Source organism: Thauera terpenica 58Eu (assembly GCF_000443165.1).
Taxonomy (GTDB): Bacteria; Pseudomonadota; Gammaproteobacteria; order Burkholderiales; family Rhodocyclaceae; genus Thauera; species Thauera terpenica.
The window spans coordinates 73,522-97,198 of record NZ_ATJV01000024.1; the positions used below are offsets into that span (position 1 = coordinate 73,522).

A 23,677-nucleotide genomic window follows, 5' to 3' on the forward strand; every position below is an offset into this window, starting at 1 on the left:
CCCGATGCATTGCCGGAGGGCGGGCTGAAACCACAGGACACAGGCTCAGAAGAAGCCGAGCCTGTTCTCGCTGTAGCTCACGAGCAGGTTCTTGGTCTGCTGGTAGTGGGTCAGGATCATCTTGTGGTTCTCACGTCCGATGCCCGATTCCTTGTAGCCACCAAAGGCCGCGTGCGCCGGATAGGCGTGGTAGCAGTTGGTCCACACCCGACCGGCCTGGATCGCCCGCCCCATGCGGTAGGCGACGTTGCCATTGCGGCTCCACACCCCTGCGCCCAGTCCGTACAAGGTGTCGTTGGCCAGCGCCAGCGCCTCGGCCTCGTCCTTGAAGGTGGTCACTGCCAGCACCGGACCGAAGATCTCTTCCTGAAAGATGCGCATCTTGTTGTGGCCCTTGAACATCGTGGGCTGGATGTAATAGCCCGCGCTGAGCTCACCGCCCAGGTCGGCGCGCGCGCCGCCGATCAGGCACTCGGCGCCCTCTTCCTTGCCCAGTTCCAGGTAGGACTGGATCTTGCTCATCTGCTCGCGCGAGGCCTGCGCGCCCATCATGCTGTCGGTGTCGAGCGGGCTGAGCTGCTTGATCGCCGCCACGCGCTCGAGCACGCGCGCGATGAAGCGATCGTAGATCGACTCCTGGATCAGCGCCCGCGACGGGCAGGTGCACACCTCGCCCTGGTTGAAGGCAAACAGCACCAGGCCTTCGACCGCCTTGTCCAGGAAGGCGTCATCGTGGTCCATGATGTCGGCAAAGAACACGTTGGGCGACTTGCCCCCCAGTTCCAGCGTGGCCGGAATAAGATTGTTGGCCGCAGCCTGGGCGATCACGCGCCCGGTCGAGGTCGAGCCAGTGAAGGCGATCTTGGCGATGCGCTTGCTGGTGGCCAGCGGCATGCCCGCTTCGCGCCCGAAGCCATTGACGATGTTGAGCACGCCCGGGGGCAGCAGGTCGGCGATCAGCTCGACCAGCACCAGGATGGAGATCGGGGTGGACTCGGCCGGCTTGAGCACCACGCAGTTGCCCGCGCCCAGCGCCGGCGCGAGCTTCCAGGTCGCCATCAGGATGGGGAAGTTCCACGGGATGATCTGGCCGACCACGCCCAACGGTTCGTGGAAGTGGTAGGCGACGGTGTTCTCGTCGATCTCGGAGATGCCGCCCTCCTGCGCGCGCAGGCAGCCGGCAAAGTAGCGAAAGTGATCGACCGCCAGCGGAATGTCGGCGTTGAGCGTCTCGCGGATCGCCTTGCCGTTGTCCACCGTCTCGACGTAGGCCAGCAGCTCCAGGTTCTGCTCGATGCGGTCGGCAATCTGCAACAGCACATTGGCGCGCGCGCTCGCCGAGGTCTTGCCCCAGGTCGGAAACGCCGCATGCGCAGCATCCAGCGCCAGCTCGATATCCTCGGCCGTGGAGCGCGCCGCCTGCGTGTAGTTCGCCCCGCTGATCGGGGTCACCACGTCAAAGTACGCCCCCTTCACCGGCGCCACCCACTTGCCACCAATGAAGTTGTCGTAGCGCGGCTTGAACGTGTGCTTGGCCCCAGGCTGCCCAGGCATTGCGTAGATCATGGCTTGTCTCCTCTCTTGTGGTTGCAGACGCGAGGCCCGCCTGACCTGCCTTCCATGCAGCTCAGGTGCCAGCGCGCACACCATTCTAGGTGGGAAAACGCGTGTTTCCCATTCAAGGCCCCGAAAGCCGGCTGCGTCGGGCAGCGTGCCTGAAACGCTGCTCAAACTCTGTTCGCCCAGCCGCGACCGTCCTCACTTGAGCGCTACGACGGCAAACCACTGCTCGTACCCTTCATGTTCAGGGTGGCATCGCCATTGCAGAACTGACAGCATATGGGGCTCGGGACAAGCAGGAAGGACGAACAATGCAGCACAGCAAGCCGAGGACAGCGCACCCATGATGCCCCCTACAGCCCACGCCTTTTCGCCAGGCAGCACGGACCCCGCCCGCCGTCACCCCAACACCCGCGGCCGTCCCGCGCCGCAACGCCTGTGCCTTGCCGTGCTGTGCGCACTGACAGCGACCACCGCCAGCGCGGCTGATAGCGAGAAAACGCTCGACACCGTCGTCATCAGCGGCAGCTGGGTCGAGGTGTCCCCGTTCGATGCGCCCTACTCGGTGGACGGCGTGCGACTGGACACCAACGCTGGCCAGGGCATGCGGGTGAATGTCTCCGAAGTGCTGGGCAGCGTGCCCGGCGTGGTGGTGCAGAACCGCCAGAACTATGCGCAAGACCTGCAGATCTCGGTGCGTGGCTTCGGCGCCCGTGCGGCCTTCGGCGTGCGCGGCGTCAAGCTCATCAGCGACGGCATCCCCGCCACCAACCCCGACGGCCAGGGCCAGGCGGCCACCTTCAATCTGGACGCGGCCGAGCGCATCGAAGTGCTGCGCGGCCCGTTTGCGACCGTGTACGGCAACCACGCCGGTGGCGTGATCCAGTTGTTCTCGCGCGATGGCAAGGGCGCGCCGCGCATCCGCGGCAGTGTGTTTGCCGGCGAGCACGGCACTTACAAGATCGGCGTCGGCGCCGAAGGCGAGAAGAACGGCATCGGCTTCGTGCTCGACACCTCGCGCTTCGAAACCAATGGCGAGCGCGACTACAGCGCGGCGCGGCGCGATCAGAGCTTTGCCAAGATCACCCTGGCACCTGACGAAGACAGCAAGCTCACCTTGCTCGTCAGCAATCTGCACCAGCCCAATACCGAAGACCCGTTGGGCATTACCTGGGCCACTTACCAGCGCGACGAGAACGCCGTCGAACCCGTCGCGCTGCAGTACCGGACGCGCAAATCCATCGATCACGTGCAAGGGGGTGCTCGCTACGAGCGTCGCTTCGGCGAAGACCGGCTTGAAGTCCAGGCTTACGCCGGTGAGCGCGAGGTGATCCAGTACCAGTCCATCCCCAAGGCCGCGCAAGGCTCGCCCACTCATGCCGGCGGCATCATCAATTTCGAGCGCAGTTTTCATGGCCTGGGCCTGCGCTGGATCGCCCAGCGCGAGATGGGTGCAGGCAAGCTCACCTTGACCACCGGGGTGGATTACGACAGCGCCGAAGACGACCGCCAGGGTTACCAGAACTTCATCGGCAACACCCTGGGCGTCAAAGGCGCATTGCGCCGCGACGAGATCAATACCGTAACCAGCACCGCCCCTTACATTCAGGCCACCTGGAGACAGAGCGACTGGGACTGGTCACTCGGCGTGCGCCACAGCAATGTACGCTTCAAGGTGCAGGATCATTACATCGTCGGCCCCAACGGCGACGACAGCGGCTCGGGCCGCTATCGCAAGACCACACCGGCCGTCGGCGTGCTGTGGCGTGCCACACCGCTGCTCAACCTTTACGCCAGCCTGGGCACCGGCTTCGAGACCCCAACCTTGGGCGAAATCGCCTACTCGCCGACCGGCGGCTTCAACCTCGGCCTCGAACCCTCGATCAGCCACCAGTTCGAACTCGGCGTGAAAGCCTACGTCGGCGAAAACACGCGCATGAACCTGGCTGCCTTCCAGATCAATACCGACAATGAGATCGTCGTTGCCGGTGCCGGTGGCGGGCGCTCCTACTACACCAACGCGGGCAAGACCTTGCGCCAGGGGCTTGAGCTTGCGCTCGAAACCGAGCTCACGCGCACGCTGAGCGCACGCGGCGCACTCACCATGATGCGTGCCACCTACGACGAAGCCTTCGCGGGCGTGCCCGAAGGCAATGACATTCCCGGCGTGCCGCGGGTATCGGCCTGGGGCGAGCTGGCGTGGAAACCCAGGGCCGGCCTGACCACCGCGATGGAGGCGGTGCATCGCAGCGCAGTCGAAGTCCACGACGCCAACGCCGACGAAGCCGCCCCCGCCTACACCCTGTTCAACCTGCGCCTGGTCACCGAGCAGGAATCCGGCCCCTGGAGCTTCAGTCAGACCTTGAGGCTGGACAACGTGTTCGATCGCAAGCACGTCGCCGCCGTCATCATCGGCGACCGCAACGGACGCTATTACGAAGCCGGTCCGGGCCGGAATGTGTATGGCGGCGTTCAGGCCAGCTATCGCTTCTAGAATTCGGATGGCCGAACACGCACGAATCGACCAGATTCTCCGGGGTCGCGCTATCGCACAGCCTCAGGAATGGGTGCACCCCACGCCCAGGACTCAGGCCACAGCGCGCGCCAGCAGCGCCGAGGGCCCGGCCCACCATCCGCTCATCAGACCCGCAGGACGCTCGGGGGCGCTGACGCGGGCGCAGGCTTCCCAGGCCTCGGTCTGCACGTCAAGACCCGCAAAAACGCCGTAGCCTTCGCCCGCACAAATGGCTTCACCCGCCTCCAGGCTTTCGCCCGCGCGAATGGAGCCCTGCGCGCAGATCGCGCCGCCAGCGCGGATGCCCCAACCCACTTCAAGATGCAAGGCGCTGCTCACCGAGCCGCCTGCGACGATGCCCTGATCGACACGCACGCTGTTCTCGGCACACAGATCGCCGCCCAGCTGCAAGCCCTTGAAGCAACGTAACTCATCCGCACAGTGCAGGTCCTGCCCGACCACGGCGTTGCCGCCCAGCTCCAGATGCGCCCCACAGCGCAGGTCCCAGCCAGCGCGCAGCTCACCACCACAACGCAACGCGGAGAGAACCTCCAGCCCCCAGCCCACGCGCACATCAGCGCCGATGTCGGCGTTGCCGTCCACGCGCACATTGCCTTCCACGCGCAGGTCTTCGCCAACGATCAGATCGCCGCCGACACGCACCCCGCCGCCGACCTGCAGCGTGCGCCCGACATGGATCTTGCCCTCCACATCCACCCCGCCGCGCACCCGCAGCGTGCCGGCAAACACCACCGCGTCGGCCTCGATCGCATCGAGCTCGCGCACCTCGTTGGTGGAGCCGAACTGCTCGAGCAACCAGCAGGCGTCGCCGGCGCGGCCTGCGGCCACCATCGTATCGAGCAAGTCCTGATAATTGCCGCCCTCGTCGAACTGGCGCACAAACCAGCGAAATCCGTCGGTGCAAGGCCGCTTCGCCCTGACGAAACTACGTGTAAGAACCATCACATCACCCACTTGCAAAGTTGCGGTCGCGATGCGCTCGCGACCTGCGCTTGCAGCCAGGGAAGAAAAGGGATGCGCTTGAGAATGCTTGCCTCCACCCTGGCTACACGTTGATCAAGGCGCAAACGCGCCCCGAGCAAGGTGCCGTGCAGAGGGGTCGGGGATCAGCCCCGGACCGGGCTCCGCACGGCCGGCGAAAGCACGGCCAGGAACCCCGTCACAGTGAATGCCGGCGCTCGAACGGCGCCGCGCTGCCAGTCTGCACCCGCCCGCCCGCCGCCCACGCGACGACGCACGGCGCAAGACGCCGCTGAAAATTCGCCAAGGTGGATGGAATGCATGAGGTGAGGACGACTAATTAAATTAGCGTTGAATTATATGAAAAATTTCCTCTCCGGGACAGCCCGGGAATGGGTGCGGGAGCGCGAGAGGCACGTACTGCGAACGCTAGGCTGCTCGCGAAGCATCGCCTGCCCCCGGCCCGGTGCGCGAAATGTGTCGCGCCGCTGCTAAGATCGCCTGCCCTGGCAGGGCTCCGACACCCGTTCAGCGCCAGCCCGTGAACAACGGTCGCGCCAGGTTTCAATTCAATCATCAAGGACATCTCATGCGTCAAGAGCGCGATTTTCTCGGTATCAAATCCATCCCTCCGCCGGCCTACTGGGGCGTGCACACCGCGCGCGCAGTCGAGAACTTCCCCATCACCGGGCAAACCATCGAACAGATGCCGGAGCTCATCCGTGCCTTCGCCTTCGTCAAGAAGGCCGCCGCCCACGCCAACCGCGAGATGGGCGTGCTCACGGAAAAACAGGCGCAAGCCATTTCCAGCGCCTGCGACGACCTCGTCGCCGGCCAGCTCCATGATCAGTTCATCGTCGATGTAATCCAGGGCGGCGCGGGCACTTCGACCAACATGAATGCCAACGAGGTGATCGCCAACCGTGCGCTCGAACACCTCGGCGTGGAAAAGGGGCGTTACGATCTCATCCACCCCAATGACCACGTCAATGCCTCACAGAGCACCAACGATGCCTACCCCACCGCGCTCAAGATCGCGACCTGGTTCGGCATCCAGCAGTTGTTGCAGGCCCTTGCCGGCCTGCGTGGCGCCTTCGAAGCCAAGGCCACCGAATTCGCGACCGTTCTGAAGATCGGGCGCACCCAGATGCAGGACGCCGTGCCGATGACGCTCGGCCAGGAGTTTGCTGCCTTCGCCAGCATGATCGCCGACGACGAGCAGCGCCTGCGCGAATCCGCGCGCCTGATGACCGAAGTCAACATGGGCGGCACCGCCATCGGCACCGGCATCAATGCACCCGTCGGCTACGTCGACGTGGTGATTCCCCTGCTCGCCGAACTGTCCGGCGTACCCGTGACGCGCGCAGCCGACCTCATCGCCGCCACTGCGGACACCGGCTCCTTCGTCGATGTGTCGGGCACCCTCAAGCGCATCGCGGTCAAGCTGTCCAAGATCAGCAACGACCTGCGCCTGCTCTCCTCCGGTCCCCAGGCTGGCGTCGGCGACATCCGCCTGCCCGCACGCCAGGCCGGCTCCTCGATCATGCCGGGCAAGATCAACCCGGTGATCCCTGAGGTGATGAATCAGGTCGCGTTCGAAGTCATCGGCAACGACGTCGCCATCACCATGGCGGCCGAAGGCGGCCAGTTGCAGCTCAACGCCTTTGAGCCGCTGATCGGCTGGGCCTTGCACAAGAGCCTCAAGCACCTCGCCAATGCCTGCCATACCCTGCAGGTAAACTGCGTGGAAGGCATCGAAGGCAACCACGGCCTGCTCGCGCAGCGCATCGCGGAGTCGGTCACCCTGGTCACCGCGCTCAACCCGCTGATCGGCTATGAAAAGGCCGCAGCCATCGCCAAGACCGCGATCGCCACCGGCAAGCCCATTGGCTTGATTGCCGAAGAGCTGGGCATCATGAGCCAGACCGAACTGCTGCAATTGCTGCTGCCGGAAAATCTGACGCGTGCGGGTGCACTCGCTCCCCGCGCCTCGGACGCTGCCGCAGCCGCGGCGCTGGCCTGACCCTGGCCTGAGCACCACTGCCAGGCCTCATTACCAGGCCCCATGGCGCCACGCCCGAGAGTGATGGCGCCAGGCATTCGCTGCCCGTCCGTCGCACGGCGGACGGGACGGGCAGCTCAGACACGCATGACAGGGCATCAAATGAGCGCACACCCGCCCCCCATCGACATTGCCATTGACGATCACCGCATCGAGTCCGACCGCGGTCGCCTCTTCGCCCGTCGCTGGGCGCCGCGCCTGCCCGCCTCCAGGGTGCCGATCATCTTGCTGCACGACTCCCTGGGCAGCGTCGAGCTGTGGCGTAACTTTCCGGCTGCGCTGAGCACGCACTGCGCGCGTCCGGTCATCGCCTACGACCGTCTGGGCTTCGGCCGCTCCGACGCCTTCCACGGCAAGCTGGCACCGGACTTCATCGCCACCGAGGCAGACACCAGCTTCGCTGCGGTGTGCGAGCACTTCGCCATCGACCGCTTCATCCTCTTCGGCCATAGCGTGGGCGGCGGCATGGCAGTGCACTGCGCGGCGAAGCGGCCCGAGGCTTGCGCTGCGCTGATCACCGAATCAGCCCAGGCCTTCGTCGAGGATCGCACCGTCCAAGGCATCGAGGAAGCAAGCGCACTGTTCGCCGACCCGGCTCAACGTGAACGTCTGGCGAAGTATCACGGTGACAAGGCGCAGTGGGTGCTCGACGCCTGGATCGGCTCCTGGCTCAGCCCGGCCTTTGCCTCGTGGTCACTGGACCAGACCCTGCCCCAGCTCAGATCTCCGCTGCTGGTCATTCACGGCAGCGAGGACGAGTACGGCAGCCCGCGCCACCCCGAACGCATCGTCGCGCTCGCCGGCGCAGCGGCGCAGCTCGCGCTCATGCCTGATACGCGCCACGTCCCGCATCGTGAGCGCGAGGCAGAGGTGATCGAACGCGTCTCCGCCTTCTTGCAAACCGTGGCTTGAGCACCAGCGCAGCACGGCCTCGCGTGCCTGTCCTGCCGACCAGGACCAGAGAACAACGCCCCATCCCGGGCACTCATGCGGTATAGAATTCACACTCACGATCGAGTCGCGACCGAGGACACGCTGTTGCTCAGACCTCTCACAGCTTTCTTGCTCGCCACGATGCTGATGCTGGGCATGCCCACCGCCATGGCAGCGCAGCCCTTGCAGATCGGTCTGTACGAATCCCCGCCCAAGATCTTCACCGACGCCTCGGGGGCGCCTGCCGGCATCTTCATCGAGCTTTTGCGGGAAATTGCGCAGGCGCAGGACTGGGAGCTCAGCTTCACGCCCTGCGACTGGAAGACCTGTCTCGCGCTGCTCGAGGCCGGCAAGATCGATCTCATGCCCGACGTCGCTTACACCAATGAGCGCAACGAGCGCTTCAGTTTTCATCGCACCGCCGCGCTGCACAGCTGGTCGCAACTCTATCGACGTGCCGACATGCGTGTCGACTCGCTGCTCGACCTCGAAGGCAAAAGCATTGCTGTGCTATCGAGCGGGGTACAGACCGAAGTGCTGGAGCGGATGCTCGCTGGCTTCAACATCCAGGCCGGACTCGTGGAGACAAACTCCTTCGAGAGCGCTTTCCAGTTGGTCGCGGCGGAAGGAGCGGATCTTGTCGCCGCCAATCATTTTTTCGGTACCTACAAGGCTGCAGACTATGGCCTGACTGCGACCCCGGTCGTGTTTCATCCGGCATCATTGTTTTTTGCCGCACCGCACGCCAGACATGCCGAGGTGCTCGCGGCCATCGACCAGCACCTCGAAAGCTGGCTCAAGGACGATCGCTCGCCGTATTACCAGGTGCTTCGCAACTGGAACCTGCCGCAACGCAATGCCCCGCTGTCGACCGCCGTGCTCACGGTGCTTGCCGGTCTCTCGCTCACCGGCCTGCTCCTGGCTGGAAATGTGTGGTGGCTCAGACGACGCATCCGCTTCGCCACCGCCGAACTGCGTGTATCCAACAGCAGCCTGACGGCGATGTTGAAGGCGGTCCCAGACCTGATGTTCGAACTCGACCAGCACGGACGCTACCTCTCCGTGCATACCAGCCGCGACGACATGCTCTCCGCCCCCAGGGAGGTCCTGAAGGGGGCGCTCGTCGATGAGGTGCTGTCGCCGGCTGCGGCGCAAACCGTGCGCCAGGCGATTGAGACTGCACTGCGCGACGGACACAGCCACGGCCAGCTCATCGAGGCCGAGGTCAAGCACGAGAGGCGCTGGTTCGAACTCTCGGCCGCACGCAAGGACGGCAGCCAGGATCAGACACCCGGTGTGATCATGCTGTCGCGCGATGTCACCGAGCGCATCGCAGCGCAGCAACGCATCCAGCAACTCGCAGAAAACGACCAGCTCACCGGCCTGCCCAACCGCAGCTCGCTGTACCACCTGTTCCAACAGGCGGCAGCCCTGTCGGCGCGGCACTCGCAGTCGCTGGCGGTGCTGTTCATGGATCTCGATCACTTCAAGCACATCAACGATTCGCTCGGTCACGACTTTGGCGACCGCCTGCTGATTCAGGTCGTGCAGCGCATCCGTGAGTGTCTGCGCGAGTCCGATACCGCCTGTCGCATGGGTGGGGACGAGTTCGTGCTGGTGCTGCCCGAGACCGACGCTGCCGGCGCCATGCGCGCGGCCACACGCATCCACGAGCAGATGCAGGCGGTTTTCAAGCTCGGCGAACACCAGGTCGGCATCGGCACCTCGCTCGGCATCGCGATGTACCCCGCCGACGGCCAGGACATCAACACCTTGCTGCGCAAGTCCGACGCGGCGATGTACCGGGCGAAAGAAGAGGGGCGTAACGGATTCCGCTTCTTCACCGATGAGATGCAGGCGCGCACCGACCGTGCGCTGGCGCTGTTTACCGCCCTGGGTTTCGCGCTGGAGCGCGGGCAGGTTGCGCTCCACTATCAAGCCATCGTGCGCGTGAGCGACCAGACCGTGGTCGGCGCCGAGGCTCTGGTACGGTGGACGCACCCCGTGCTGGGCAAGGTTTCACCGGCCGAATTCATACCGATTGCCGAGAGCGGCGGGCAGATCCTTCGTCTCGGCGACTGGGTGATGGAGCAGGCGGTGAAACAGGCGGGCCTGTGGCGCCAGGCCGGCCGCGAGCTGGTCGTTGCGGTCAATGTGTCGGCGCTCCAGTTCCGCCACCCGGACTTCGTCAGCCGCCTCGAACAGCTTCTCAGCACCCACAATCTGCCTGCGCGCTACCTCGAACTGGAGGTGACCGAGTCATTGACGATGGGCGACCCGCAGGCCGCCATCGCCACCATGCAGCAATTGCGCACCCTGGGCGTCAGTCTGGCGATTGACGACTTCGGTACGGGTTACTCATCCATGAACTACTTGCGCCGGCTCGGTTTCAACAAGGTGAAGATCGACCAGAGCTTTGTGCACGACATTGGCGCCGACCCGGATGACGAAGTGATCATCAGCGCCATCATTCAGCTGGGTCAGAGCCTGGGCATGGTGACTCTCGCCGAGGGCGTGGAGAGCGCAACCCAGCGCGACTTTCTCGCAACGCGAGGCTGCCAGCTGATGCAGGGCTGGTTGGTGAGTCCGGCCTGCCCTGCCCAGGACTTCGAAGCCTTTCTCAACACCGCCCCGCGCTGAGCGCGGGCCAGTGCGCCACTACCCGGCACACGGCGCACTGGCCTGATGTGCGACGCTCGGTTAGCATGCTGAGCCGTTTTTCCGCAGCACGGCCCCGCGCCGTCCGGCCTCCATGCACCTTCCCGCGCGCGCTTGCGGCATCGATTTCGGCACCTCGAACTCCACCGTAGGCTGGCTGCGCCCCGCAGCCCCCACCCTGCTCCTGCTTGAAGATGACAAGCCCACGCTGCCCTCGGCGGTGTTCTTCAATGCCGACGAGAGCAGCACCCACTTTGGTCGTGATGCGCTGGCCCAATACCTGGAAGGCTACGATGGCCGCCTGATGCGGGCGCTGAAGAGCCTGCTGGGCTCGAGCCTGATCGATGGCCAGACCGAGGTCGGTGGCCGTGCGCTGCGCTTTCGCGATCTGCTGGCGAGCTTCATCGGCGAACTCAAGAGGCGGGCGGAGGCACAGGCCGGGCGCAGCTTCGAGGCCGCCGTATTCGGTCGCCCGGTGCACTTCGTCGACGCCGACGACAGCGCCGACCGCAAGGCACAGGACACGCTGGAGGCGATCGCGCGCGAGGTGGGTTTTCGCGAGCTCAGCTTTCAGTTCGAGCCCATTGGCGCCGCCCTGCACTATGAGCGCTCGCTGAGCGCCGAGGCGCTGGTATTGATCGCCGACATCGGCGGCGGCACGGCGGATTTTTCTCTGCTACGCCTGTCACCCGAACGCGCGCAGCGCGACGAGCGTGGTGAGGACTTACTCGGCAATGCCGGCGTACACATCGGTGGCACCGACTTTGACCGCACACTCAGCCTGGAATGCGTGATGCCGCTGCTGGGCTACCGCGGCCTGATGAAAAACGGCGCCCACATCCCGGCCAGCATCTATTTTCAGCTCGCCACCTGGCACACCATCAACGCCGCCTACAGCCGCGGGGCCTGGGCGGACTTGCAGAACGTCTATCGCGACGCGCTCGCACGCGCGGAGCTCGACCGCCTCGCGCGCCTGATCAGCCAGCGCGACGGCCACTGGCTGGCCTTGCAGGTCGAGCAGGCCAAGATCGACCTGTCGGGCGCCGCACGGGCAGACATCGAACTCGAGCGCCTCGCTCCAGGACTTGTGCACAGCATTGGCACGGCGGATTTTGTCGCCGCCACTGCCGCGCTCGTCGAGCGCGTGGGCGCCTGTGTCGAGCAGCTGCTGCAAGACGCCGGCCTGCGCCGCGATCAGGTGGATACCGTGTACTTCACCGGCGGTGGCAGCGGCGTGCCACAGCTGCGCGCGCGCATCAGCGCCGCCTTGCCGAACGCGCGCAGCGTCGAAGGCGAGCTCTACGGCAGCATAGGCGCAGGTCTCGCGGTGGAGGCGGCACGCCGTTACGGCTAAGATCTGTGGCGCTGGCGTGGAGCACCACAGCGCGCTTGTGCGGCACGCACGACTGGCTGCTATTGAGCGTGACCGTCTGGCGACAGCGGGCTGCGCACGGCTTGCACGGCGCACCGTCAATGGGAGAGACTGCAGACGATGAACACGCCCCCAACACCGCCCAGCGCCCCTTATCCGCTTGCCATCATCGGCGCCGGCGCGCTCGGCCTGAGCTTCGCCACCCGCCTTGCGCGCACGGGGCGGGTCGCCGTGATCGCGCGCAGCGCAGAGCGCGCGCAAGCCTTGCTCCAAGGTATCGAGGTCGGCGGCACGCTGCGCCACTTCGATGTGTTCGGCGCGGACCAGGCGCCGCAAGCCGACTGGGTGATCGTGCTGGTGAAGACCGGCGACACCACCGAGGCCGCGCTCACCGCCGCGGCCATGGCGCCCAAGGGCGTGCTGTCGCTGCAGAACGGACTGGTGGAAGACTTGCTGCGCGCCGCCTGCCCGGGGCTCAGCGTGGGTCAGGGCGTCACCACCGAAGGCGCCTATCGCGACGACAGCGACAGGGTCCATCCATCCGGTGCGGGCGAGACCTTGCTGCCGGCAGGCTTTGAGGCGGTGGCCGAATTGCTCGTGGGCGCCGGCTTCACCGCGCGCGTGGTCGCCGACATCGTCCCGGTGCGGCTGGCGAAACTGCTCGTCAACGCCGCCATCAACCCGCTTGCCGCCTTGTTCCGCGTCACCAATGGCGAGCTGCTGTCAGCGCCCCACCGCGTCCTGCTCGATGCCCTCATCGCCGAGGCCTGGCCAGTGCTGCATGCGCACGGACTCGCCCTCGATGAGGCCACCGCCCATGCCCGCGTTCATGCCGTGGCCAGCGCCACGGCCGCCAATCGGGCGAGCATGCTGCAGGACGTGCTGGCCGGGCGCCCCACCGAAATCGACGCCATCACCGGCGTGCTGTTCAGCATGGCCGACGCGGCGGGCATGGAGGTGCCCACGCATCGCGCCGTTCATACACTGGTCAGGACCGTGGCGGACGCGCGCCTTTCTCCAGCGCATCGTCGGGCAGGGCTTCGACCTTGAGCACCGCGTCCTCATTGATCAGCGGCCCTTGCTCAAGCTCGCCCGACAGGCCGGGGCCGACCTTCAGCTTCGCCACCGCCGCCGGCACACTGCCATCGGCCGCCTCAACCCGCTCACCGTCGATATAGGCCTGCTTTCACAGCAGGGCGGAGTCGTTCAGACGCGTGAGCTGTGCTCCTATTCGAATTGCCCGGCGCGCTTGATGCGGCGCTGGCGAACGCCCTCGGCGAGCGTTTCCAGCAGCTGCACGCTGTCATCCCAGCCAATGCAGGCATCGGTGATGCTCTTGCCGTACTCGAGCGTCTTGCCCGGCACCAGATCCTGCCGCCCTTCCTCAAGGTGGGATTCGACCATCACGCCAATGATGCGATCCTCACCCGCTGCCAGCTGGCGCGCGACGTCGTTTGCCACCTCGAGCTGCAGGCGGTGCTGCTTGCTGCTGTTGGCGTGGGAAAAATCGACCATGACCTTGCCCTGCACACCGCTCACCGCCAGCGTCTTGCACGCCGCATCGACGCTGACCGCATCGTAATTGGGCGCCTTGCCACCGCGCAGGATGAGGTGACAGTCCTCGTTGCCACGGGTGGTGACGATGGCGGAATGGCCCGCTTTGGTGACCGACAGGAAATGATGGGGCGACTGTGCGGCCTTGATCGCATCGACCGCGATGCGCACATTGCCGTCGGTGCCGTTCTTGAACCCGACCGGGCAGGACAGGCCCGAGGCCAGCTCGCGGTGCACCTGGCTCTCGGTGGTGCGCGCGCCGATGGCACCCCAGGAGATGAGATCGGCAATGTACTGCGGCGTGATCATGTCGAGAAACTCGGTGCCGGCCGGCAGGCCGAGCTCGTTGACTTCCGCCAGCAGCTTGCGCGCGATGCGCACGCCTTCGTTGATGCGGTAGCTGTTGTCGAGCCCGGGGTCGTTGATCAAGCCCTTCCAGCCCACGGTGGTGCGCGGCTTCTCGAAGTACACCCGCATCACGATCAACAAGTCGTCCTTGAGGCGGTCGGCCTCGGCCTTGAGCTTTCTGGCGTACTCCATGGCCGCTTCGGTGTCGTGGATGGAGCACGGGCCGATGACGACGAGCACGCGGTCATCGGCGCCGAACAGGATGCGGTGGATGGATTGACGCGCCTCGTAGGCGGTCTCGGCCGACTTCGCCGTCGCCGGAAACTCACGCAGCACGTGCGCGGGCGGCACGAGTTCCTTGATCTCCTGGATACGGACGTCGTCGATGTGGATCTTGGTGGAAGCGGGCATGGCGGAACTCGGCATCATGGCTGTAAACAGCTCTTGATTCTAGCCGAAGTCACCCCGCGCCCGTTCCACAGGATTCCAATCGCGCTCATACGCTGAACCGATCGGCGATTGCGGCGTCTGTGAATACACTGACTGGCGTTCACGCCCTTGACGTTCTCACCCTTGAACCTGCCACGCGCGACGCAGCGCAAGCCAACTGACCAACCAACGCGAACCAATAATGCTCAATGTGCTGCGCGCGCCCTCGGGTGCGCAGATCACCGTCATCAAGGTGATCGTCTTCCTGCTCTGCCTGATTCCCGCTGCCAATCTGGCAATGGGCTGGCAAAACGATGCGCTTGGCGCCGATCCGATCGAGACCATCAGCCGCAGCAGCGGCCAATGGACCTTGCGCTTCTTGCTCATCTCGCTCGCGGTCACGCCACTGCGTCGCTATACCGGCCTGCACTGGCTGATACGCCTGCGCCGCATGCTGGGGCTGTTCGTGTTCGCCTACGCCTCCGGCCACCTGCTCAGCTACGTCTGGCTCGATCAGTCCTTCGACTGGCGCTCGATCGCACGCGACATCCTTGACCGCCCCTTCATCACCGTCGGCTTCTCCGCCTTCGTGTTGCTCATTCCGCTCGCCGCCACATCGAACAGCTTCGCGCTTCGCCGCCTCGGCGGACGACGCTGGCAGGCGCTGCACCGCTCCAGCTACGGCATCGCGGTACTTGGAGTGGTGCATTTCTGGTGGCTGGTGGAGGCGGGTGTGTTCACACCCCTCATCTATGCGCTCGTCCTGGCTGCGCTGCTTGGCCTGCGCGCATGGTGGCGTGAGCTCGAGCGTCGGCGTCAGCTTTCCACCCCGCCGCCGGCCAAGCACCTGAAGCGACCAGTGATTCGCATCCTTCCGAAGTAAACCGGCTGTGCCCGCGGCGCCCGCTAGCGACCAGCGTGCGCGCGCAGCGCCTGCAGACGCAACCTGGCATCTCGCCTCAGCGCGCAGCCAGCCGCCACAAAGATGTCACTTCGGCGGCGCGTGCTTGGTGCAGCGCATCGCTCTCGTCGCCGGCCTTGGCGTGACGTGGGCGAACATCGTCGCGGCCAAGCACTTTCAGCCCTGCCGCCTCGATCCAGCCCAGCAATTGTTCGCGGCTGCGCAGGCAAAGGTGTTCGGCCAGATCGGACAGGATCAGCCAGCCTTCGCCACCCTCATCCAGGTGCGCCGCCAGACCGCCCAGGAAACCGCGCAGCATGCGGCTGTCGGCGTCATACACCGCGTGCTCCACCGCCGAACTCGGCTTGGCCGGCACCCACGGTGGGTTGCACACCACCAGCGGCGCCCGCCCGGGCGGAAAGAGATCAGCTTCGAGCACTTCGACGCGCGCATCCAGGCCCAGCCGGCCCAGATTTTCGCGCGCGCAAGCCAGCGCGCGCGGCGAGTTTTCGGTCGCCACCACACGCTGCACGCCCGCTTGCGCCAGCACGGCGGCGATGACACCGGTGCCGGTGCCGATGTCGAAGGCGAGGGTGGTTGCCGGCAGGCGTGCGCGCGCAATCAGATCGAGATACTCGCCACGCAGGGGCGAAAACACGCCGTAGTGCGGGTGAATACGCGCGCCCAGCGCCGGCACCAGCACGCCCTGGCGGCGCCACTCGTGCGCCCCGATGAGGCCCAGCAACTCGCGCAAGGAGAGCACGAACGGGGCCTGCAGCAGACCGGCCTGCTCATTGCCTTGCGCTGCCGACGACGCCTCGCCAAAGGCTGCGGACAGCGCCTCAGCCACATCGGGCGCGCGCCGCAGGGGGATGAGCCCGCCGGCCTCGACCGGGATCAGCAACATGCCCAGGGTGCGCGCGCGCTGCGCTTGTGCCATGCGATGCAGATGAAAGGCCTCGGGGAAATCCACGCCCGGGCTTTGGCCCTTGTGCGCTGTCTTGCCGGCCGCTTTGGCGGCTGCCTTCTCGGCCTTCCTGCGCGGCTTGCGGCTGGCTCGTCGCGCCATGGCCTGCAGTAGCTGGCGCGCATTGTGATAGTCCCCCCGCCACAGCAGCGCCGTGCCTTCGCAGGCCAGCCGCCAGGCCGTGTCCGCGCTCAGGCTGTCATCGGCGAGCACCACCCGCCTGGGCGGCAGCTGGCCGCTCTCGGACTGCCAGCGTGCGCTGTGCGGCGTGTCGTGCTCGGTCCAGTACAGCAGGGCAGATTCGCTCACGGGCTTCATGCCTGCTGCGGCCGGATCGCGCTCTTGGGGCGAAAGGCCTTGATCACCGCGGCGTCGGTGTCGATCCAGGGCCCGCCGATGAGGTCGATGCAGTAGGGTACGGCGGCGAAGATGCCGACATGGCGTACGCTGCCATCGGCATCACGCACACCTTCGAGCGTTTCGCGGATGGCCTTGGGCTGACCCGGCAGGTTGATGATGAGGCACTGGCCACGGATGACCGCGAGCTGGCGCGAGAGGATGGCGGTGGGCACGAAATTCAGGCTGATGCGCCGCATCTCTTCACCGAAGCCCGGCATTTCCTTGTCGGCGATGGCAAGCGTGGCTTCGGGCGTGACGTCGCGCGGCGCCGGGCCTGTGCCACCCGTGGTCAGCACCAGATTGCATCCCACCTGCTCGACCAGCTCCACCAGGGTGTGCTCTATGGTTGCGCGCACATCGGGGATGAGGCGCGTGTGCGCGCTCCACGGCGTGCGCAAGGCCTTGGCCAGCCAGTCCTGCAGCGCGGGAATGCCCTGGTCTTCGTAGCTGCCGGCCGAGGCGCGATCGCTGATCGACACCAGGCCGATGCGAATGGGTTCGCTCATGGGTTTCGTCTCGCGGTGAAAGGATGAAGTCGGACGCGCACCGCCCGCATCAGGCGCGCGCATCCAGATTGCCGTTCTCACCCTCAGCGCCCTCGCTGCCTTGGGTGTCCTGGGCACCCTGGGAAGCGACAGCGACATCATCCTCGGCTGCTGCGTCCTGGGCGTCCTGCAGCTCGCGCAGCACGCGGAAGATCTCACGGAAGGCTTTCGGCGGCTTCGCGGTCTCGCGCTCCTTGAGCGCGTTGCGGCGCAGGGTACGCAGGTACTGCACGTCGACCTGTGGCCAGAGCTCGACGAGGATGCCGATGGCCTTGTCATCCTCGAGCAGCTGCTCACGCAAACGCTCGAGCCGGTGCATCTTCGCCACCTCGGCGGCCGACTTGCCGCTGAACACAAGGAGCTGGGCCTGGATGGGCGCAGGATCGATCTTGCGCATCAGCTTGCCGACGTATTGCATCTGGCGCCGGCGGGCTTCCATCTTGAAGCCTTGCGCCGCGCGCACGGCCTCATACAAGGCGTCGGGCAGCGCCATCTTCTTCAGGCGATCGGAGGACAGCGCAACGAGCTGCTCACCAAGATCCTGCAGCGCATGCATCTCACGCTTGCGGCTGCTCTTGCTGGGCGGTTCGATGAAGTCTTCTTCCTCGTCATGACCAGGATGGCTGGAGTGGGGCGAATCTGAGCGCATTAGGGAGGGCTTGAGGCTGGGACGGGTTAAGATTATAGCCTTTGCCCGACTCCCACCCGCCCATGTCCGATCAAGGCTTCTCCTACTCCCAGGCGCAACTGCGCGAAATCGCCTCCGACATCGTCAAGCATGCAAGGAAGCGCGGCGCCTCGGCCTGCGAAACCGACGTCTCCGAAGGCTTCGGCCAGTCGGTCGGCGTGCGCAAGGCCGAAGTCGAGACCATCGAATACAACCGCGACAAGGGCGTCGGCGTCAGCGTCTTCATCGGCCAGCAGCGCGGCTATGCAAGTACTTCGGATTTCTCCAGGAAGGCGCTCAAGGCCACCGTCGAAGCCGCGCTGTCGATCGCGCGCTTCACCGCGCCCGACCCCTGCGCCGGCCTCGCCGATGCCGCCCTCATGGCGCGCGAAAAGAACATGCCCGAGCTGGACCTTTTCCATCCGTGGGCCATCGACATCAACGAGGCCATTGCACTCGCGAAGCGCTGCGAGGAAGCCGCCTTTGCCGTCAGCCCCAAGATCACCAACTCCGAAGGCGCCAACACCTCGATTCAGCAATCGCACTTCGTCTCGGCCAACAGTCACGGCTTCATCGGCGGCTACGCCACCACCCGCCACGGCTTGTCGTGCTCGGTGATCGCCGGCGAAGGCGATGCCATGCAGCGCGAGTACTGGTACGACTCGCGCCGCGACCCGGCTGAGCTGGGCAGCGCCGAGGACATCGGTCGCATCGCCGGCGAGCGCGCGCTGGCTCGGCTGGGCGCGAAGAAGATCCGCACCTGTGAGGTGCCAGTGCTGTTCGAGGCGCCGCTGGCGGTGGCGCTGATCGGCAACTTCGTGCACGCGGTGAGCGGGGGCTCCTTGTATCGCAAGACCAGCTTCCTGCTCGATACGCTCGGCCAGCAGGTGTTCTCGCCGCTGGTGAGCATCGCCGAGCGCCCGCACCTGAAGAAGGCCTTCGGCTCCAGCCCTTTCGACAGCGACGGCGTCGCCACCCGCGACCGCGAGGTGGTCACTGAGGGTGTGCTCAACGGCTATTTCCTGTCGACCTATTCCGCACGCAAGCTCGGCATGCAGACCACCGCCAACGCCGGTGGCTCGCACAACCTGATCGTCAAGCCCGGCGAGCGCGACCTCGACAGCCTGATCAAGCACATGGACAAGGGCCTGCTCGTGACCGAACTGCTGGGCCAGGGCGTGAATTACGTCACCGGTGACTATTCCCGCGGTGCGGCCGGCTTCTGGGTGGAAAAAGGCAGGATCAAGCATGCGGTGGAAGAAGTCACCATCGCCGGCAACCTGCGCGACATGTTCCGCAACATCGTCGCCATCGGCAACGACGCGCTGCCGCGTGGCGCCAAACACTGCGGCTCCATCCTCATCGAGGGCATGAAAGTGGCCGGGCGCTGACCCGTCCGATGCTGCAACACCCCGGCACAGGGGGAACAGCGCTCGCCGCGTTCGAGCCCGCGCCGCAGGAATATAATCACCCCTCAACTCATCTCAGCAAGGAGTCAGCATGGAACGTCGTTCTTTTCTGAAAAAAGCCGGTGCAGGCATCGCAGCCGGCGCCGCGACGGGCGTTGCCTCCAGCGTCGCCACAGCCGCTCCGGCAGTGCAGACCGGACTGCCCGAAATCAAGTGGCGCATGACTTCGAGCTTTCCCAAGAGCATCGACACCTTGTACGGCAGCTCCGAGCTGCTCGCCGACCGTCTGCGCGAGATCACCGACGGCAAGTTCGACATCCGCATCTTTCCGGCCGGCGAGATCGTGCCTGGCCTGCAGGCGCTGGACGCGGTGCAGCAGGGCACGGTGGAGATGTGTCACTCGTGTTCGTATTACTACGTCGGCAAGGACAAGGCCTTCGCCTTCGGCACCGCCGTGCCCTTCGGCCTGAACGCGCGTCAGATGGATGCCTGGGTAATCGGTGGTGGCGGCCAGGAGTTGCTCGACGACTTCTACAGCGATTACAACGTGTATTCCTTTCTGGGCGGCAACACCGGCGTGCAGATGGGCGGTTGGTATCGCAAGCAGATCAACACCCTCGAGGACATCAAGGGCCTGAAGATTCGCATCGCCGGTCTGGGCGGCGAGATCCTCTCGCGCATGGGCGCAATCCCGCAGCAGATCGCGGGCGCGGACATCTATCCTTCGCTGGAAAAAGGCACGATCGACGCTGCCGAATGGGTCGCCCCCTACGACGACGAAAAGCTCGGCTTCCACAAGGTGGCGCCGAATTACTATTCGCCGGGCTGGTGGGAGCCGGGGCCGGCAGTTCACTTCTACGTGAACAAGGCCGAATGGGACAAGCTGCCCAAGTTCTACCAGGCTGCTTTCCGCGCCGCCTCGCGTGAAGCCCACATCCAGATGACGGCGATGTACGACCACAAGAACCCGCAGGCACTGGCGCGTCTGCTATCGCAGGGCGTGAAGCTGCAGAACTTCTCGACCGAGATCATGAAAAAGGCCTACGACGTGTCGCGCGAACTGTACGCCGAAGAAGCCAAGCAGAATCCGGCCTGGGCCAAGATCTACGTCGAGTTCGAAAAGTATCGCAAGTCGCAGAACGCTTGGTTCAGCGTGGCTGAGGCAGGCTTCGACCGCTTCATGCAGTCGGTGCGCTGAGCGCTCGAAGCGAGTTGCCCTGAACGGGGCGCACCAAAAAAAGGGATGGCCAAGCCATCCCTTTTTTGTGCCTCGCGCCTTTGCAGGCTTACTGAGTCGGTGGCACGTAGCCCGCAATCTGATCAGCGCCGCCTTCGAAGAAGTGCTTCTCCATCTGTTCAGCCAGATACTTGCGTGCCCGCGCGTCCATCAAGTTGAGGCGATTTTCATTGATCAGCATGGTCTGGTACTTGATCCACTGCTGCCACGCTTCTTTCGATACGCTGTCAAAGATGCGCTTGCCCAGCGCGCCCGGCACTGGCGGCAGATCCAGTCCTTCTGCCTCACGACCGAGTTTCACGCAATTAACCATGCGAGCCATGTTCAATCCTCTTTGCTATCGGGTTCATCGGAGCTCGAAACCGGCATTCTAACGGATTCAGCCGCCAGCCTTGCAGACAGCGTCCAGCAGTTGCGCCCCCCCGCCTTGGAGCAATACATCGCCTCATCTGCCGCCGCGACCAGCGCCTGGGCCTCAAGCCCGTTCTCCGGATAGAGCGCGATACCGATACTGGCGGTCACCGAAGCTGGCTGTCCGTCAAACTCGAATCTCAGGCCGGCAATCGCCTCGCATAGTCGATTGGCCAGCTCGGACAACTCGCTGGCACGGGTGTCGGGCACCAGCACGGCAAATTCGTCGCCCCCGATACGGAAGAACATCTCGTTGCGACGCACGATGCTGGCAACACGATCGACCAGTTTGATCAGCACCTCGTCGCCAGCCTGATGGCCAAAGGCATCGTTGACCGGCTTGAAGCCATCCAGGTCGATCCCCAGCAAGCCCACCTCCACGCCCCGCCGCGCCGCATCGGCGAGCGTGCGCTCGAGCTCCTCATGGAAACGACGCCGATTGAAGATGTTGGTCAGCGGGTCGCGTTCGGCCATCGAGATCAATTGCGCGGAAATTCTGCGCTCTGCGGTGACATCCTCGTAGATCCAGACCCGACCGATGCCAAGACCTGCAGACGCGCCCTCGACCACCGCCGAGCGGTCGGTCACGATGCGGCCATCGGCGAAGCGGAATTCGTATTCGGCGCTGACCATCTGATGTGCATCAAGCACTTCCTTGATGTGAGCAAAGTAGCCCTGCGCATCCTCCAGCAAGGGCGCAACCGTGCTTTGCAACACGCTTTCGCGCATGCCGATCAGATGCGCGTCCGGCGGATAGCCCCAGATCTGGAGCATCGCGCGGTTGTAATACAGCACCCGCCGGTCGCGATCCATGAACATGATGCCGAGCCGGATCAGGTTCAACAGGGCCGACAGGCGCTGGCGCTCGTCGTTGCTGCGCACCAGGTAGTGCTCACGCAGGGCCTGTGCACGCCGCAGCTCGGTCACGGTCTCGAGCAGCTTGTACTCCGTCTCCTTGCGCGTCTGAATTTCTTCCGCCGACAGCTGCAGCGCGACCGCGCCATCACCATCACCATCGCCAGCAACGGGCACCGCACGCCAATGCGAAGCCACCCACACGACCTCACCATCGCGCCGGCAGAAACGCAGCTCGAAGTCCCGTGCCAGGCCATCACTGCCGACCTGAGCCGCCATGCGACGCGCATGGGCTCGATCGGAGTCATGCACCAGCAGCGTGAAGAGATCATCGGCTTCGACACATTCCTGCGGCGTGAAACCGGTGACGCGTGCAATCGAAGGGCTGATCCAGAGCAGGCGCAAACCGCGATCGAACACCGCTTCGATGCCGTTTACACCCTCGGCCACCTGACGCAGCAGCCTGAGCTCGGAGTCTTCGCTGGTGGCGCGTCTGGACCAGAGGATCATAGGTTTTTCACAAACACCTTGGAGCGTCGTTGCAAGTTGTACAACTCGCGCTTCTGGCGCGGCAGCGCCTCGGGGCCGATCTCCTTGAAGCCGCGTTCGCGAAACCAGTGTGCGGTGCGCGTGGTGAGCACGAACAGGCGATCCAGCCCGTGCACGCGCGCACGGCGCTCGATGCGCCTGAGCAACTGGTCGCCCAGGCCTGCGCGACGATATTCGGGCGTTACCGCCAGGCAGGCAAGCTCCGCTGCGTTGTCCTCCGAAAACGGATACAGCGCGGCACAGCCGACCAGCATGCCATCGTGCTCGACCACGGTGAAACGCTCGATCTCCTGCTCGAGCAACTCGCGCCCGCGGCGCACCAGGGTGCCGTCGACTTCCATCGGCGTGATCAAGGCCACCAGCGCCGCGACATCGTCTATCGTCGCCTCGCGCAGGCGGAACAGGGTCTCGCGCGAGACCACGGTGCCGACACCGGCATGGGTGAAGAACTCCAGCAGCAGTCCGCCATCCTTGTCGCGGTCGATGAGGTGACAACGCGCCACCCCGCGACGCACGGCACGGATCGCACACGGCAAGAACAGGTGCAGATCCTCGGTCAGGCCCTCGCCACTGTCGAACTGGGACTGGGCCTCGTCAGCGGTGACCGATTCGACCAGCTGGCCATCGACATCGAGCAAGCCCGGTGCATCGCACAGGTAGATGAGCTTTTCGGCCTTCACCGCGATCGCGACCGCCTCGGCCACCTCTTCCATTGCCAGGTTGAAGATCTCGCCTGCCGGCGAGACCCCTAGCGGCGTGATCAGCACCACGTTCTGCTGGTCGAGGTCGGCGTTGATCTCTTCGGCGATGATCTTGCGCACGGCGCCGGTAAATTGGTAATCCACCCCATCGACAACACCCACCGGGCGCGCGGTGATGAAGTTGCCGCCGGTGACGCGCATGTAGCTGCCCGCCATCGGCGTATTGGGCAAGCCTTGCGACAGCAAGGCCTCGACCTCGATGCGCGTCACCGCCATCGCCGACTTGACGCATTCCAGCGCTTCGGCATCGGTCACACGCAGGCCGTGATGAAAGCGCGGTTCAAGCCCACGACGCGCCATCTCGGCGTCGATCTGGGGGCGTGCGCCATGCACCAGCACCAGGCGAATACCCAGCGCGGCGAGCAGGTTGCAGTCGTAGGCCAGGCTTTGCGCGCGCTCACCCGCTGCCACCTCGCCGCCGAAACCGACGACAAAGGTCTTGCCGCGAAAGGCGTGGATGTAGGGCGCGGCACCGCGCACCCAGGCCACGAACTGATGGGTCGTGGGGTCTTCGGACGCCAGCACGGCGGAGATGGATTCGACAGTCACGCATTCACCGCGGCA

Annotated in this window: 18 protein-coding genes; 9 read left to right on the forward strand and 9 right to left on the reverse strand. The window is 65.2% G+C overall.

Annotated elements, in window-relative coordinates:
• Positions 1 to 45: 45 nt before the first annotated feature.
• Positions 46 to 1,566 (reverse strand): acetaldehyde dehydrogenase ExaC, encoded by a 1,521-nt coding sequence (gene exaC / locus M622_RS23760; protein ID WP_021248068.1) that lies wholly within the window; start codon positions 1,564 to 1,566, stop codon positions 46 to 48.
• 340 nt (positions 1,567 to 1,906) lie between these two features.
• On the opposite strand from exaC, the gene M622_RS23765 reads away from it, so the two are divergent.
• On the forward strand, positions 1,907 to 4,054 hold the full coding sequence (locus M622_RS23765; RefSeq protein ID WP_052028673.1) for a TonB-dependent receptor family protein: 2,148 nt from the start codon (positions 1,907 to 1,909) through the stop codon (positions 4,052 to 4,054).
• Positions 4,055 to 4,147: 93 nt separating this feature from the next.
• Here M622_RS23765 and M622_RS23770 read toward each other — a convergent pair whose 3' ends face one another.
• Positions 4,148 to 5,038: a bactofilin family protein gene (locus M622_RS23770; protein ID WP_031346253.1), complete on the reverse strand. Its 891-nt coding sequence runs from the start codon at positions 5,036 to 5,038 to the stop codon at positions 4,148 to 4,150.
• A 607-nt stretch (positions 5,039 to 5,645) separates the two neighbouring features.
• On the opposite strand from M622_RS23770, the gene M622_RS23775 reads away from it, so the two are divergent.
• From M622_RS23775 to M622_RS23805, 5 genes are all read left to right on the forward strand, one after another.
• On the forward strand, positions 5,646 to 7,079 hold the full coding sequence (locus M622_RS23775) for an aspartate ammonia-lyase (protein WP_021248071.1): 1,434 nt from the start codon (positions 5,646 to 5,648) through the stop codon (positions 7,077 to 7,079).
• 141 nt (positions 7,080 to 7,220) lie between these two features.
• On the forward strand, positions 7,221 to 8,030 hold the full coding sequence (locus tag M622_RS23780) for an alpha/beta fold hydrolase (RefSeq protein WP_021248072.1): 810 nt from the start codon (positions 7,221 to 7,223) through the stop codon (positions 8,028 to 8,030).
• 126 nt (positions 8,031 to 8,156) lie between these two features.
• Positions 8,157 to 10,691, forward strand: coding sequence for an EAL domain-containing protein (locus tag M622_RS23795; protein ID WP_169375111.1), 2,535 nt, complete (start codon positions 8,157 to 8,159; stop codon positions 10,689 to 10,691).
• 112 nt (positions 10,692 to 10,803) lie between these two features.
• Positions 10,804 to 12,063, forward strand: coding sequence for an Hsp70 family protein (locus M622_RS23800; RefSeq protein WP_021248074.1), 1,260 nt, complete (start codon positions 10,804 to 10,806; stop codon positions 12,061 to 12,063).
• A 138-nt stretch (positions 12,064 to 12,201) separates the two neighbouring features.
• Positions 12,202 to 13,131: a ketopantoate reductase family protein gene (locus tag M622_RS23805; RefSeq protein ID WP_021248075.1), complete on the forward strand. Its 930-nt coding sequence runs from the start codon at positions 12,202 to 12,204 to the stop codon at positions 13,129 to 13,131.
• A gap of 177 nt (positions 13,132 to 13,308) precedes the next feature.
• Here the strand turns inward: M622_RS23805 and aroG are convergent, their stop codons facing one another.
• Complete coding sequence (aroG, locus tag M622_RS23810; protein ID WP_031346261.1) at positions 13,309 to 14,394, reverse strand: 3-deoxy-7-phosphoheptulonate synthase AroG; 1,086 nt, start codon at positions 14,392 to 14,394, stop codon at positions 13,309 to 13,311.
• Between the two features lie 220 nt (positions 14,395 to 14,614).
• Here aroG and msrQ point away from each other — a divergent pair, with 220 nt between their 5' ends.
• Positions 14,615 to 15,295 carry a protein-methionine-sulfoxide reductase heme-binding subunit MsrQ gene (msrQ, locus tag M622_RS23815; protein ID WP_021248077.1) on the forward strand — a complete coding sequence of 227 codons (681 nt, stop codon included), beginning with the start codon at positions 14,615 to 14,617 and terminating at the stop codon, positions 15,293 to 15,295.
• Positions 15,296 to 15,371: 76 nt separating this feature from the next.
• On the opposite strand, the gene M622_RS23820 is transcribed toward msrQ, so the two are convergent.
• From M622_RS23820 to yjgA, 3 genes are read right to left on the reverse strand one after another with little or no spacing between them, the layout of a single operon-like run.
• Positions 15,372 to 16,598 carry a methyltransferase gene (locus M622_RS23820; RefSeq protein ID WP_021248078.1) on the reverse strand — a complete coding sequence of 409 codons (1,227 nt, stop codon included), beginning with the start codon at positions 16,596 to 16,598 and terminating at the stop codon, positions 15,372 to 15,374.
• Positions 16,595 to 17,185: a molybdopterin adenylyltransferase gene (gene mog / locus M622_RS23825; RefSeq protein WP_031346264.1), complete on the reverse strand. Its 591-nt coding sequence runs from the start codon at positions 17,183 to 17,185 to the stop codon at positions 16,595 to 16,597. Before mog ends, M622_RS23820 begins: the two co-directional genes overlap by 4 nt.
• A gap of 49 nt (positions 17,186 to 17,234) precedes the next feature.
• Positions 17,235 to 17,873, reverse strand: a complete 639-nt coding sequence (yjgA, locus tag M622_RS23830; protein ID WP_021248080.1) for a ribosome biogenesis factor YjgA — start codon at positions 17,871 to 17,873, stop codon at positions 17,235 to 17,237.
• Between the two features lie 62 nt (positions 17,874 to 17,935).
• Here yjgA and pmbA point away from each other — a divergent pair, with 62 nt between their 5' ends.
• The gene (pmbA, locus tag M622_RS23835) at positions 17,936 to 19,282 is read left to right on the forward strand and encodes a metalloprotease PmbA (protein ID WP_031346266.1); all 1,347 of its coding nucleotides are present in this window, start codon (positions 17,936 to 17,938) and stop codon (positions 19,280 to 19,282) included.
• Positions 19,283 to 19,391: 109 nt separating this feature from the next.
• On the forward strand, positions 19,392 to 20,498 hold the full coding sequence (locus M622_RS23840; protein WP_021248082.1) for a TRAP transporter substrate-binding protein: 1,107 nt from the start codon (positions 19,392 to 19,394) through the stop codon (positions 20,496 to 20,498).
• A gap of 88 nt (positions 20,499 to 20,586) precedes the next feature.
• Here the strand turns inward: M622_RS23840 and M622_RS23845 are convergent, their stop codons facing one another.
• The 3 genes from M622_RS23845 to argA are packed head-to-tail and all read right to left on the reverse strand — an operon-like array spanning position 20,587 to position 23,662.
• A complete protein-coding gene (locus M622_RS23845) occupies positions 20,587 to 20,859 on the reverse strand; it encodes an oxidative damage protection protein (RefSeq protein ID WP_031346267.1) in 273 nt (90 codons plus the stop codon).
• 2 nt (positions 20,860 to 20,861) lie between these two features.
• Complete coding sequence (locus M622_RS23850; protein WP_021248084.1) at positions 20,862 to 22,313, reverse strand: sensor domain-containing diguanylate cyclase; 1,452 nt, start codon at positions 22,311 to 22,313, stop codon at positions 20,862 to 20,864.
• Complete coding sequence (argA, locus tag M622_RS23855; protein ID WP_021248085.1) at positions 22,310 to 23,662, reverse strand: amino-acid N-acetyltransferase; 1,353 nt, start codon at positions 23,660 to 23,662, stop codon at positions 22,310 to 22,312. Before argA ends, M622_RS23850 begins: the two co-directional genes overlap by 4 nt.
• Positions 23,663 to 23,677 lie beyond the last annotated feature (15 nt).